General features: G+C 57.5%; 15 protein-coding genes. 3 read left to right on the plus strand and 12 right to left on the minus strand.

Annotated features, from left to right (window positions below; translation table 11 throughout):
- Positions 1–25: 25 nt before the first annotated feature.
- The 4 genes from C442_RS19440 to C442_RS19455 all read right to left on the minus strand — a co-directional run bounded on the left by C442_RS19440 (position 26) and on the right by C442_RS19455 (position 4,423).
- Positions 26–883: a hypothetical protein gene (locus C442_RS19440; protein ID WP_008313487.1), complete on the minus strand. Its 858-nt coding sequence runs from the start codon at positions 881–883 to the stop codon at positions 26–28.
- Between the two features lie 38 nt (positions 884–921).
- Entirely contained in the window at positions 922–1,386 is a 465-nt protein-coding gene (locus C442_RS19445) for a hypothetical protein (protein ID WP_049943117.1), read from the minus strand.
- Between the two features lie 35 nt (positions 1,387–1,421).
- Positions 1,422–2,171 (minus strand): hypothetical protein, encoded by a 750-nt coding sequence (locus C442_RS19450; protein ID WP_008313488.1) that lies wholly within the window; start codon positions 2,169–2,171, stop codon positions 1,422–1,424.
- Between the two features lie 1,220 nt (positions 2,172–3,391).
- The gene (locus C442_RS19455) at positions 3,392–4,423 is read right to left on the minus strand and encodes a DUF6610 family protein (RefSeq protein ID WP_008313490.1); all 1,032 of its coding nucleotides are present in this window, start codon (positions 4,421–4,423) and stop codon (positions 3,392–3,394) included.
- 100 nt (positions 4,424–4,523) lie between these two features.
- Between C442_RS19455 and C442_RS19460 the strand changes: the two genes are divergently transcribed.
- Complete coding sequence (locus C442_RS19460; protein ID WP_008313492.1) at positions 4,524–5,408, plus strand: hypothetical protein; 885 nt, start codon at positions 4,524–4,526, stop codon at positions 5,406–5,408.
- Here C442_RS19460 and C442_RS19465 read toward each other — a convergent pair.
- From C442_RS19465 to C442_RS19490, 6 genes are all read right to left on the minus strand, one after another.
- On the minus strand, positions 5,373–6,062 hold the full coding sequence (locus tag C442_RS19465) for a hypothetical protein (RefSeq protein ID WP_193363420.1): 690 nt from the start codon (positions 6,060–6,062) through the stop codon (positions 5,373–5,375). The two genes, C442_RS19460 and C442_RS19465, sit on opposite strands and share 36 nt — an antisense overlap.
- A gap of 115 nt (positions 6,063–6,177) precedes the next feature.
- The gene (locus C442_RS19470; RefSeq protein WP_008313497.1) at positions 6,178–7,137 is read right to left on the minus strand and encodes an ArdC-like ssDNA-binding domain-containing protein; all 960 of its coding nucleotides are present in this window, start codon (positions 7,135–7,137) and stop codon (positions 6,178–6,180) included.
- A 97-nt stretch (positions 7,138–7,234) separates the two neighbouring features.
- On the minus strand, positions 7,235–7,783 hold the full coding sequence (locus C442_RS19475; protein ID WP_008313498.1) for a hypothetical protein: 549 nt from the start codon (positions 7,781–7,783) through the stop codon (positions 7,235–7,237).
- A gap of 130 nt (positions 7,784–7,913) precedes the next feature.
- Complete coding sequence (locus tag C442_RS19480; RefSeq protein ID WP_008313500.1) at positions 7,914–8,171, minus strand: hypothetical protein; 258 nt, start codon at positions 8,169–8,171, stop codon at positions 7,914–7,916.
- A gap of 122 nt (positions 8,172–8,293) precedes the next feature.
- Positions 8,294–8,458 (minus strand): hypothetical protein, encoded by a 165-nt coding sequence (locus C442_RS23135; protein ID WP_239642339.1) that lies wholly within the window; start codon positions 8,456–8,458, stop codon positions 8,294–8,296.
- 943 nt (positions 8,459–9,401) lie between these two features.
- Entirely contained in the window at positions 9,402–10,436 is a 1,035-nt protein-coding gene (locus C442_RS19490; RefSeq protein WP_008313503.1) for a hypothetical protein, read from the minus strand.
- Between the two features lie 207 nt (positions 10,437–10,643).
- On the opposite strand from C442_RS19490, the gene C442_RS19495 reads away from it, so the two are divergent.
- A complete protein-coding gene (locus C442_RS19495; protein ID WP_008313505.1) occupies positions 10,644–11,582 on the plus strand; it encodes a replication factor A in 939 nt (312 codons plus the stop codon).
- Positions 11,583–11,603: 21 nt separating this feature from the next.
- The gene (locus C442_RS19500) at positions 11,604–12,317 is read left to right on the plus strand and encodes an RPA family protein (protein WP_008313507.1); all 714 of its coding nucleotides are present in this window, start codon (positions 11,604–11,606) and stop codon (positions 12,315–12,317) included.
- A gap of 2 nt (positions 12,318–12,319) precedes the next feature.
- On the opposite strand, the gene C442_RS19505 is transcribed toward C442_RS19500, so the two are convergent.
- Together C442_RS19505 and C442_RS21180 are read right to left on the minus strand one after the other, a co-directional pair.
- Positions 12,320–12,523, minus strand: coding sequence for a hypothetical protein (locus tag C442_RS19505; RefSeq protein WP_008313509.1), 204 nt, complete (start codon positions 12,521–12,523; stop codon positions 12,320–12,322).
- A gap of 350 nt (positions 12,524–12,873) precedes the next feature.
- Positions 12,874–13,077 (minus strand): hypothetical protein, encoded by a 204-nt coding sequence (locus C442_RS21180; protein ID WP_080504348.1) that lies wholly within the window; start codon positions 13,075–13,077, stop codon positions 12,874–12,876.
- Positions 13,078–13,236: the final 159 nt, after the last annotated feature.

Consider the following 13,236-nt stretch of genomic DNA (forward strand, 5'->3'; position numbering starts at 1 on the left):
GCCGTTGCCCCGGGCTGGACGTCGGTCACCGAGACCACCGTGCAAGTGTTGACTGCTCGCGAGCAGTGTCCACGGGACAGAGAAACCGCCATTTATACCGCTCACGAATCGGCTTGTCCTCGCGGTTGCTTGCCTGCCCTGGTTCGCGGTAGCCCGTGCAGGTCCAGCCCTTGTCTTGCAGCGCCCGAACCATCGCTCCATCGTAGTCCGAGCGAACCCACGTTAACAAGAAGCGAGTGTCACGGTCGTCAGCCTGCAAGAATCGCTCCTGTGAGCGGGCCAGCGCTGCCGACGCGAGGTTCGGCATCCGAACGCCCATGCAGATNGTGTCACGGTCGTCAGCCTGCAAGAATCGCTCCTGTGAGCGGGCCAGCGCTGCCGACGCGAGGTTCGGCATCCGAACGCCCATGCAGATCCGCGCGGCCTCGACGAGCGAGTCACCGGATACCACTTCGCTGTCAACGACTGGCGTGTCCGCCGACGGAAGCACCCGCCGGGCGGTCGCTCGAATCTCCGCTGGAAGACTGTCGATCTCGACTGGTTCAGGACAGAGCTGGCCGTCGACGCCGTACCGGATTCGCTTCTTCGAAATCAGTGGATACCGGTAGGTGATGGCCCCGACTAGCGAGTCCTGAAAGTACAGCCCGTGGTGAGCGAGATTGACCGACGGCAGTGACCCCATGTATGAGTGATGCGCCTCGTAGACGGCGGCTGCGGTCTCTCTGTCGATTGGCTCCACGCCGACATGATCGGCAAATCGAATCCCGAGAGGTGCGGTGAACGGGTCGCCATCGGCGTGTATCGGACAGGAACACTCCCCCGTGTCTGCTGGCGGGCGATGCTGGAACGACTGTGCTTGCGTCGATGCTGAGTGTGTGGACATCCTCTCACCCGCCAGAGGACCACAAAACTGCTATCGAGTCACCACGGGGTGATCACAATGCCGGCGTCTGGACCTTCGATATACACTGGTTCGCACCCTCGGTAGAAGATCGTGAACCGCTCAGGCTGATACGCAGGATGCTTCGCAAGCGTTGCGATTGCACGGCTCACGTCAACTGGCGGGAACTGCGGGTAGCCTGACCGGAGGGCAAGACGACCAGACTGGAGTGGCCCCCACGACTGGAACTGGTAGTCGGCTGGTGGAGTGAACGTTTCTCGGGCTGTTGCGACAAGATACTCCGCACCGTCGACAACCTGTGCGGCTATCGGATACCGGGCGGACTCCGGGCGAATGGTGATAGCCCCATCGAGCGCGGGGACCACTTCATCTTGCCAGACAAACGCCGATGGTGGCTTGACGACTGGAATTGGTTGCTCGTCAGTGGGCGATTCGTTGCTGTTCGTGGCTGATCCATCACGGGCTTCGGAGGGTCGTTCTCTCATCCTCTCAGCCACCAGAGGAACAGAAAACCGTCGTCTCAGTTGAGGCCGGGGAGTCGTTCAGCAATGATGACGCCGCCCCTCGGCCCCTCCAAGTACAGTGCTGTGTGCCCCCGGAAGTAGATGGTGTAGCGGTCTGGAACGTACTGATGTCCGGGTGAAAGCGTCGCGATAGCCTTCGACAAGAGCCGTGCCGAGAACAGTGGGTCGCCGCGATGATTCGCCAAGCGGCCAGATTGCAGTGGCTCCCAGCTGTCGAACTCATGATCCGCTGGTGGCGTCAGTGTCGTCCGGGCCGTGGCGATCAGGTAGTCAGCCCCGTCGACAACTTTGGCGGCGGTGTTCGTTACATCTGGAATGAATTCCACATTCCCCCCAAAGTCGGTCATCGGCTCGTTTTCCCAGCTCAATGCTTCTGGATGGCCGGCGACCGGCACCGGCGGGCCTCGGAAGCCCTCGCTTCGGATATGGGATTTGGCTTTGCTCTCGCAACCGAATGTCTCCCCACAGGTGCACTCGAACGATTCGTCGTTGCGATAGTAGCCGTCGGTATCCTGTGAGCGGACGAGTTCACCGTCATCGTCCATGTAGATGGTNTCGTTGCGATAGTAGCCGTCGGTATCCTGTGAGCGGACGAGTTCACCGTCATCGTCCATGTAGATGGTGTCGACATACCCCCACGAGTACGACACCTCAATCTCGTGCTCCTGTCCGGGCTTGCTGAAGTCGAAGCCGACTTGCTGATCTGGCTGTCCGTCCTGCGTCTGAGTCGGATCAGTTGTAGTCATCCTCTCACCCGCCAGAGGAACAAAAAATCGCCCCGACACAGCGCGTTAACCAACAGAAGCGATGAGTGTTGGTTAATATGGGGTGTCAGCCCGACGACCACCGTTTCAGGTCGCTCTGGGCGTTGGCCTGTCCACGGAACGACAATCAGTCGGACATTGGAACGCTCACTGCTTCGTCGTCGCGAGCGACGTAAGCGAATATCTCAAATGGCTATCTCCTACAGAACTTCTGGAATTAAAACAAGTTTCAACTGCAATATTCAGAAACTAAGACAGAGGAGTAATTTCAGCCACCTGAATCTGAGAGGCTGAGAGGCCCTTTAGACAACTCTTAGCAATCATATTAGAGCCTCAGGTTATAATACAGCACACTAATACCCCGGCAAATAGCTGCTACCGCCCAAATGACTAGTGCTGAATATAAAATCGTAGCAGCTAATCTTTGAATGAGAAGTCCTGCAGTCATGTAGCCTCCAGACCCAGAGAGTAGCACGTCCGTATTAACCGTTGAGTTGACAACACCCGGCACTACTGCCCCAAACGCGAAATAGTAAACCAACAGCGCACCCCATAGTATATGTAATCCGTTCCATGCTACACTTGCATGGCGAATGTGAGGTCCACCGTTCCCAGGGTTTCTGGCCTTGATTCGGTCCAAAAACCAGCCTTCAGCCCACTTTGATATCAGGGTCGTTGCCAAGAAAAACGCGATTGAGACACCGACTAACGCAGTTGTCGATTCAACTCCAGTGCGCGCTTCGAGTAATGGAGGTAGTATAGTCAGTGCACCTAATACGGACACTATGATGAATGTCAAATTATGAGAATAGTAAGTTGCACGGTAGACCGATAGAAGGAACGCAAACTTGTCATGCCGATCCAAATCGGGAATAAGTTGAGAAATCAAGTTATACTGAGATATAGTGCACTCATACGTAATATTTGTCTTATCCAGGTTGGAAATATCGGGAACACGACCACATAGATAATAAATGTCTACTGTACGTTCTCGCCTCTTCTGGCTGGCTCCGGAAACTTAGGTTTTGAGTTAAGGCCGCAAGTGGACACTGGAACACCTGTCCTGAGCGATTCGATTTCTCGTGATTCAGGAACCGGTAAGTGCAAGGCTCGCGCCCTGTATTCATCAGCAGTAGTTATGATATAACGCTGGCAGCACTGTTTCACTGAGTTCAGTAAAAGCCTCACTGGCAGTAGTTCTCCTAGCCGTAGACTTCAATGGGAGTGAGTCCTGCCCGGTATTCCACTCTGTCTCGCTCGTGTTGGCTCCGGTACGCGAGCGTCTGTCCGTTCTCGTACTCGACGACAATCGCATCCTCAAGGCCACTCACAGCTGCTCTCGAACCGTCAGCAGCCCAAACAGGGTCCATCGGTTCCGCTGTTAGCGGGGTCCGGTTTTTCTCCACGGTCGGCCACACACCCCGCGATTTCCAGTAGGACCTGATGTGTCGCAAGCTCTCTCGAACCGTCTCCCGTACCGAGAGGTGGTCTGCATTGCCGTAGCCGTGTGGTGAGAAATACTCGCCGTGAAGCGCCGCCAGATGAATCCCGTTCCAGTCGACGCCAACGATATCGGCTGGCTCCTCCCCAGTCACACGCGGCTGTGTTAGCTCCTCGATCACCGGATACTGCTTTGTCGGACTTGCCCCCAGCAGATGCACGCGCCGCCCTCGCCAGTCCACAATATCCGTGTACTCGTCGGCGGTCTGGTCGGAGTAGCCCATCGGNGGACTTGCCCCCAGCAGATGCACGCGCCGCCCTCGCCAGTCCACAATATCCGTGTACTCGTCGGCGGTCTGGTCGGAGTAGCCCATCGGGTAGCCCAAGATCATATCCTCGTCGATCACGTCGATTGTGTCGCGGCACTTCGGGACGATGATAACCTCTGTCCCCGGAAACTTCCGTTTCAGCTCCCGTGCGGCTTGGTTATACCGTCGCGCTTCCTGCCGGTCGTATGCGTCGCCAAGCATCCCGACCGATGGCTCGTACTGCTCGAAGCGCTCAATGTACCGGTCCAAATCTGGATTCCGAAAGTCGTTGTCTAGAATCTCAATCGGGACGTCGACGTTCCGCAGTTTGGATTGATACGAGTAGTCCTCGCGAACGCCGACGGCGAATCCAAGCCGGTAAGCATCGATTACGAAGGGCTCGCGATGGAGGAACCCGATGTACTCAGCCTGCTGTGCATCGCCGACAGCCGCCGCTGACCAAGAGTGTCGCGCCTCAGAAGACATGGAAAACACCGAGCGCACCGACCGGCGCGCCCAGCTGGCAGGCGCGGCACAAAACGACCCCGCTCCTTAAATACGGAGACGAGCGGAAGTGTCTATCAGAATGAAGGAAGGTATCGAATCGCAGTACGACGACCCTGACAGCTACCGGGGCGAGTACCCACCAGACTGGGCGTACCGGATCGTCTTCCGGAAGCAGTTGGACAACAACACTTGCACCAACTGCGGGACGCGGTTCCCTGCGGAGGATTTGGAAGTTGTGCGACGAATCCCCGCCGAGAACGGCGGGACAAACAAGACCACGAACCTCCTGACAGTGTGCTCGTTCTGCGAAATCGATATCAAGCAGACGGGACGCTTAAATCTGCCAGAGTCAGCGAAACAAGAGCCAGCAAGCAGTCCCGAAACGGACTCCCACAGAGTGCTTGCATTGCAGAGCGAGGTCCCGATCACCGAGGAAGTCGAGGGCGAAACGGAGGCCAACGGGCAGTCTCGCAATGCCTCTCGTTCGGAGTCTAGCCACATCCAGACACAGTCGAAGAGTCCTCTTGCAGTCACCACGACGGCCGAGGACAGCGACGAGCAGTCCGTCCAGGACGACACCGACGAGCGTGCTGGATGGCGACGGGTATTCGTCGCGTCGGTAGGAGGCACAGCGATGTTTCTGACATACTTCTGTGCGTTTGGTATCTCCTACTTCCTGTCCTCGCTTGCGGGTGATGTAGCGTTCTATGGCCTCCCACTGGCCGGGCTCGTAGCGGGAGTCCGGTGGCGGCTGTCGACAGCCATTGCATCCGTCTGCGTTGTTTTGATGTACGCTGCCGTCTGGGAGTCTATCTCGACGGAACTGCTCATGTCTCCGTTTGCGTGGGTTCCCGTGGTTGCGCCACTGGCTGGGGTTGCCTACGGACTCGTAGCCGAGCGTACTGAGTTCTCGCTGCGGAACCTGCCATCAGATCCGCGATTGATGATCCAGCGCCTCCGTTGACGAGATATACGCCGACAACTGGTCCACGACCGAGGGGTCGAACGAGTCAGAAACGTGTCGCACGTTCCACAGTCCAGACTGATACACCTCAGATTTCGGCGAGTGGTATCCAAGCCAATCGAGGTCCGACGGTCCTGCGGATCGACGATACCTCGACACCATCGCGATAGCGTTTGACTCAATCTCGGCTCTGTCACACTCGGGTCCGGGCTTGCCCGGAATGTCAACCCACAGAAACGGCAGATCCCGGATGTACTCTGACACACGCTGTTCGAGTTCATGTTCCTGCTCGCGAACAGCGGTCGTCTCAGCGTCGGGATTCTGGTCTCCCCAGTGGGGATACTCGTCGTGCCAGCCGTGCTTCTCGATCAAGGCCTGACCGACGTGCAAGCGAAAAATCGAACCACGATGGTTGCCACCGCCGGCGTACTTCCCGCGAACGTTCCCACGATGTTGCCTGAGCCGGTTCCAGAGCGTGTTCGACGAACCGGTACTGACGCCGACGGTACCGATCCGTGAGAGTCGCCACTTTGTGGAGGGCATCTGTCTGAGGTCGCTTGCTGGCGAGAAAAAGAAGTACACTCCTCGGTCGGGCCACTCCAACCGACCATTGACATCTCCGAGGTAGTACGGCCCTCCGATCTGGTCACGCAACTCTGCTAAGACACTCAGAAACTGTCCGACAGGATTGCTACCCGACGCCTGTCTCTTATACACATCTCTGATGGNAACGGCTCTCAGGCACGTCTGGAAAAGCACGACCGACTGCTCAGCTGTCACCTTCGACGGCGTCGATCAGATCCGCCGCAGTCGACGAGATACGGTCCAGCCGGTCCCGCAGCGTCTCTGGTGCGTCGCCGTCCCACGCCGCCAAGTAGAACGCCGAGTTGTCGGGGTCCAGCCCAAAGTGACGACTGACCACGTAGGCGACTGCCTCAGCCTCGACCTCACGTTTCGACCGCTCCGCCTCATCCTCGACATTGAAGTGAAGCTCCGCATGGGCGAACTCGTGAATCAGTGTACTCGCGAGGGCGGCTCGATTGTCCCGGTCAACCGCTTCGACCATCGGATTTGTCGTCATGACGTTCCGGCGCTCGCAAACGCCCCGTGCAGACCCATGTTCCCACTCCTCTGAAGCGACGATTCTCGCGTCGACGCCGATCTCGTCGGTCGCGTCCAAGAGGTTCTCGACAAGTCCATCCGGGTCGCCGTGAGCTTCTGTCTCCAGTTCGGGAAGCGGTTCGCCCTCGGTCTGAGAGATATCGAACACCGACGTTGGCCGGAACCCGACCAGTCCCCGCCGCCACTGCTCGGGGTCGGTTTCGTCATACTCACAGTCCGTGTTCTCGTGATACGACGGCGAATTGCCGCATTCGGGGCACTTCTTCGTGATGATCGGAGCCCAGATCCAGATCGCGTCCTCGCCTTGCTGGACGTAGCGGTCGAACTCATTCTGCCACGTATTGTAGCCGGCGACTCGCGTTGCCTCGGGACACTGGAGCTTGATGAGCAGCGTGTTCCGAGCCGAGTAATCGTGGAACTTGCTCTGCACATCGAGCCACTCCTGGAACTGCTCACTGGCTTGGGCCTCGTTCGTGAGGTCGGCAAGGTCTTCGACCCACGCATCGAGTTGGTCGCGCATCTCCTCGTCCCGGGAGTCCGAATCGTCGAAGGTGCAAGTGGTCTGTTGGCTGGACTGCTCTGGGGTGTCTGACTGTATCGTTGACATCGGTCTATCTTCGGGACGCACTCTCGGGCACGCCCCCGCACCTCCACTGGGGGTCACAAAATCGACTTGCTGACTGAGCGAGAGCGAGGTGAGCTGGCTACCTGTACCGCTCTGGCGGGTAGAAGACGACGTGGATAGCCGAGCCAAGGTTGTACCATGACTTTGCGAGAATCGAGACCTCTAGTCCCCACTCGGCGGCAAACTCGAAGACGTCGAACCAGAGATTGTGGGGCGGCTCTGTGGAATCCAATCGCTCGATGTTGCCGGGGTAAACGTGCATCGAGTACAACGCCGGCTCGCCATCGTCAAGCCAGAGCGTCGAGTGGTCGTCTGCTGGCGGGCTGTGAGGCGGTCCGTTTGGGTCGGTGTCGGCGTCAAGCGGCGAGTGCGGGCACTCGTCGTCGCCCGCGATGAGACGGCGTATGCAGGCTGTCTCGGCAGTCTCATCGAGGTCGAAGGATTGGGCAAACGCATCGCGCTGGTACTCGCCCATGATCGCGCCGAGCGCCCGCCAGATGTCATCCCACCTTGGGTCCTCTGGCTCGTGATCGAGGTAGTCGTGGACAGCCTCGCGCAGCTGTCGGTACTCGTCCCACGCAGGGACAGGCTCGTTCGGGCCGGGTGTCGGCCAGTCAGTGCGGTCCATACGCTTGGGAAAATTCCGATAGGGTATCAACTCTCGGGACGCGCCCATACGCCGCGTCAGAGAAGAGGTCCTGACGCTAACCAACACCGAGTGGAATGTGAGGTACTGTGTTGGTTAGTCTGCGAGTTGGCTACTCCTCGCCTCTAGCCTCCCAGCCCTTGTGGAAGTACACCAGCGCCATGTCGGAGTCAAAGCACTGCCCGGACGGAACGTGCTGCAAGACTTCGTGTTCTGGGACGGGTTCGACCACACCCTCATTGAGTAGACTGGTAACCACCTCACGCCCTCGTGGCTCGTCGATCTCGACGGTATCGAGACGCCGTCGGTCGCGGTCCTGTGCGATCTGTTCGCGCTCAAAGCGCTCGTAGTCTGGAACGGTCTGGTCCATAGAGGAAATCCCTCACCCGACCGGGGAGACACAAAAATTAGCGCTAACCAACAATAGAGATGTATGGCGGTCGCTGTTGGTTAGGACACACCACCGTTTCCGCAAAACCACGGGGAACCGAATTAGTTCGGGAGCTTCGGCGCGATCACGAACTGCATCGCTCCATCGGCGTCGGGGAACTCCGATTTCAGCACGAGCGGCACCCCGTTTCCGATATGTAGAACCCGATTCGTGCCGTCTGGCAGGCCAGCATTTGCCGATTTGACCAGCGACGAGTCAAGTTTCACTGCGACATCCGNCCGATATGTAGAACCCGATTCGTGCCGTCTGGCAGGCCAGCATTTGCCGATTTGACCAGCGACGAGTCAAGTTTCACTGCGACATCCGCAGGCTCGAAGGCGATGAGATCGGTGCCGTCCCACCGGTAGGTCATGCTGTCAGTGTCGCCGTCTGCGGCAAACCGCACTTCTCCGGCATCGGCGTCAACAGAGAGGTCAAACCGGTCGGCAAGCATATCGGCTGCGTCGAGACCGAGCGAGATATCGTCTGGACTCAGGTGGACAGTCGCCGGGATGTCTATCTCTGGCATCTCGACAGGGTAGCGGAGCGATTCAACCGCCTCAAGATCAATAGTGCGCGTTATTCCGTCGATGTTGATTTCCAGTGTGCTATTCGCTGCATCGAGTGCGAACTGTGCAAGGTCGCCTGCATCGCCGACCGAGAGTGCATCGCGAACTCGTCCGACGTCCACCCCCAACGTTCCCCTCCCTGCATCGAAAGAGGTGAACGAACTCCCAGAAACACGCAAGTCGACCATCGCGTGACCCTGCAGGTCAGCCGCCCGGATGGCGATTCCCGACTCTGTAATTCCTATCCGTGTCTTGTCTGTGACCGTGCCAGCCGCCGCGAAAATNCCCTGCAGGTCAGCCGCCCGGATGGCGATTCCCGACTCTGTAATTCCTATCCGTGTCTTGTCTGTGACCGTGCCAGCCGCCGCGAAAATCTGCTCAAACAGCTGGACCTCGCCGCTGATCCGGAGATGCTGCGGGGCATCGAGCGACAGAAGGTCCGCAGTGTCGAGTTCCGCTTCACCGTCCGCCGGCGTCTCTGGCACGCTCGTTTCGGCGTCTGTCGTTGCTGCTTCGGTGCTACTGGCCGCTGTGGACTGTGACATTTCGCTTACCCTCCACTTGCCGGAGGGCACACAAAATATGCCGTTGGCGGCGTCGGTCAGGGGACGACTGCCGCGAGTCGATGGGTATGGTAGTCGACCGTCCAGCGCGAGTAGTTCCGTGTGATCCGATACTCTCGAACGACTGCAACGTCTTCCAGCGACTCTTCGGGTTGTTCCCACGTAAACTCGTAGCCAGCGATCACGTCTCCCTCGTCGAGATATCCAACCGGATGATCCGGCCCGTCCCACTCAACCGAGATTGGATCGCCACCGCTGGGGGGCTGGACTCCACGGCTGACTCCTCCTTGGATGACAGATGGATCGGACGTTAACCCGTGCAACTGTGCTAAGTCACTAGCTCTGATCGGGAACTTGTCCTCCTCGCCGACGAACGAGTGCTGGGTTTGCCCGCGTACTGTTGCGTACTCTACGCTCTCGATATCGACACCGAGAGCGTCGGACAGCAGGTGAGCAAACTCAGCAGCCCCCGTACGAACTGTTTGGTTCTGCTCCTCAATCTGCAGGGTTGTCTCTGGCGTCCGCAGGTCCTTCGTGTATGGATTCTCCGGCCGCTCAACGGGCATACAGCTGCACAAGAGCGTCCCTTCTGGCCCCGTCAGAATCCACGGCTGCTGCCCGCACGGGATCGCCGTGTATCTCGATGCAGTGTATCGGCCACCGCCAGTGAGGACTCGCAATGCCTTTTCAAGAGCCCGTGCGTCAATGCCGTACCCATAGCTGTCAGCGAGTCCGTCGACGAATGTGACTCGGGTGTCAATGGAGTCGAACTCGCCGTACGTGTTTGGGATTTGCAGGAGACCAGTTGCGTACTGTTCAACGTAGTCTCCGACGTCCCCGCCGACGACCCACCGGGTTTGCTGTTTGGTTGCTCGACCAGCCGACGTGTTGATCGACGACACCGGCCGCTGCGTTGTCAGCCCCCAGTCCTCGTCCGGGGCTGCCCAACTGGTATCGTCGCGGTCAGGAGCGCGACACGTCGTCGCGCATCGGGCGATGCTTGCAGCATCGGGATCGAGGTCGTTGTCAGCGCTGTCTCCGTCTCCGAACGTACCGAGTGAAAGGTCAGTCATCCTCTCACCCGCCAGAGGAACACAAAAATTTTTCAAACGGATCGGAGACCAGACTGTCCACACTGTGAGCCAGCCCACCGTCGTCCAGTGATTGAAGCGCTTCGGGCGGAGCGACACAGCTTCACTTTCGCCACGATTTGCATGGGTTTTAGACAACGCCAAGCGTACCGCCGGTTGTCTCCCATCGCAAACGAGACGGAGAACACTATGAGCAACTCTGATATACAGCAAGAAGCTCAAGACATACACGACCAGTTACCCGAGTCAGTCGATGCCCCCCTCGACGACATCGAGGAACGGCTCACCACACTTGTCGATGACTACAGAGTCCCACTCGACGAAGCTCGACGCAGTGTCGTGAGTACCTATCTTTCTGACAGCGATGTTGACCGCGACGAAGTCAGCAGCGAGGACGGCAACCAACAGGTCGATCTCGAGGAAATTACTGAAGCCGAACAGTGGGTCGACATTACCGCGAAAGTCGCTGATCTCTGGGAGCCTCGCAGTGATTCGATAGCACAAGTCGGCCTCCTCGGTGATGAAACTGGGACGATCAAGTTCACCAAGTGGGCCAAGTCAGATCTCGAAACACTCACCGAAGGTCAGGTCTACCGCCTTGGAAACGTCGTCACTGATGAGTATCAGGGGCAGTACTCGGTCAAACTCAATCGCACCACCACCATCGAAGCACTCGACCGGGATATCGAAGTCGGCGACGACACCACCGACGCTGAAGGGGCGCTCGTCGATATCCAGTCAGGCAGTGGGCTGATCAAACGCTGTCCCGAAGACGACTGCACACGTGTCCTCCAAAACGGGCGATGCAGTGAACACGGCGAGGGTGAAGGCGAGTTCGACCTCCGCATCAAAGGCGTGATTGACAACGGCGATACAGTCCAGGAGGTCATCTTCGACAAAGAAGCGACCGAACAAGTCGCCGATATTACGCTGTCTCAAGCACAAGAGATGGCCATGGACGCTTTAGATACAAGCGTTGTCGCCGACGAGATACGTGAGGCGACGCTTGGGCGCTACTATCGTGTCCAAGGCCCTGAACTAGGCCGGTATTTGCTCGTCAATGAGTTTGAGCAACTCGCCGAGATGCATGATCCAGAACAACTCCTCATCACTGCGAGGTCGATCTAAATGAGCCAAGGACAAGCCCCGATGCGCGAACTCGCACAGCGAGCCTTCGCTGGGGAATTCAACGATGCAGGCTATACCTTCCGGGAGTCAGACGATGACCGCGCACCCGTCTATGCCCTGCTGCCGACAGGCGCAAAAGCAAACCGCGTGTTCGTCGTCGGTACCCTGACCGAAACCGACGATGTCGGCAGCGATGATGAGTACTGGCAAGGCCGAATTGTCGGGCCCACAGGAACGTTCTTTACGTATGCTGGGCAGTACCAACCCGAAGCAGCCGCCATGCTACGAGAGGTTGACCCGCCCGTCTTCGTCGCGCTTGTTGGCAAGCCCCGAACCTATGAAACCGACGACGGCGACACCAACGTCTCGCTCCGACCAGAGCACCTGACCGTTGTTGATGCAGACACCCGCAATCGGTGGGTGACAGAAACAGCGAAGCGAACTCTTGAGCGGCTCGAACGCTTCGACGACGATAGCAACGAGTACGCTGCCATGGCTCGCGAAGAGTATGACACCGATCCTGACCAGTACCGACAAACCGTTATCCAAGCGCTTGAGGAACTCACCGACAACGCCGAAACTGCCCCAAGCTCGCAGGACCAAACTGGTGACGCGACACCATCTACAGCAGAGGACGCATCCGGTAGTGCCACAGAGGCCTCAACAGATGAGGACAACACGTCACAGTCGGGCGGCGACATCGGCGACTTCGATACGACTGACCTCGATTCGTAAGGTTACTGCTCGCTTTCCGGGTCTTGGGAGCCATCCCGGTATTCGGTAATATACAGCTGTCCGTCAACCTTGTACAGGTAGCCACGGTCGACCAGTCGTTCAACTACGTGCTCTGCGGTACCGACTGAGCGCTCTGTCTCACGCACTTTGGTCACGGCGGCATCAACCTCGATGCTGTCCCCGGGCTTGATGTTCTCATACAGCATATCATAGACAGCTCCTAACGAGCCAGGTGGGCGATTACGTCTCATATGTCGTTAATACAGTTTCACTCATCAGTTCTTATCCAAGGGCGTTGGCTTCAGGGATGGTAGCACTCAAAAACGATTAGATGTACCGGTATCTGTCGTTGCGAAAACGGTTTGTTGCTCGTGTGAGTGAATGAAACGACTGGTCAATAAGCGTGCATAGTCGGCAAACACAGCGGGGACGAACAGGCTGTTGGGTAGGTGCGCGTACTGTTCTTTAGTAATCTTGAAGCTTTAATACAATTTCTAAATAGTGTGCAAAACGCGGAGAAAGTTTTTATATCAGGCCATCAGCGATTTCGATGAGCCTATTCAGAGAGATCAGCATAGAACTGGGTTAATCCACACTCCGGGCAGAGGAACGCATGAATGGGGGTTTGATGATCAATACCAAGGCGGTCAAGTACACCACCATCTCTGTCGGTTTCGACATAGAGATCCCCAACACCCTCTGCACTTACGCTTGTCATCTTCATCTCGACATCACAGTCAGGGCACTGACGTTCGTTCATTTATTTCATCTTAGCCTTTGATACCAAGTCGTAAACATATTGGCTATTATAACAAATTTAAATAAATGTGCTCAGCTTTGCACGTTGAAGTGGTAGCGTGACGTAGGCGTTGACAAAGAAGGATGATGCCGATCACGGACTTCCTTTCGTGTACGCGCG

Origin of the sequence: Haloarcula amylolytica JCM 13557 (assembly GCF_000336615.1) — an archaeon.
GTDB classification, from domain to species: domain Archaea; phylum Halobacteriota; class Halobacteria; order Halobacteriales; family Haloarculaceae; genus Haloarcula; species Haloarcula amylolytica.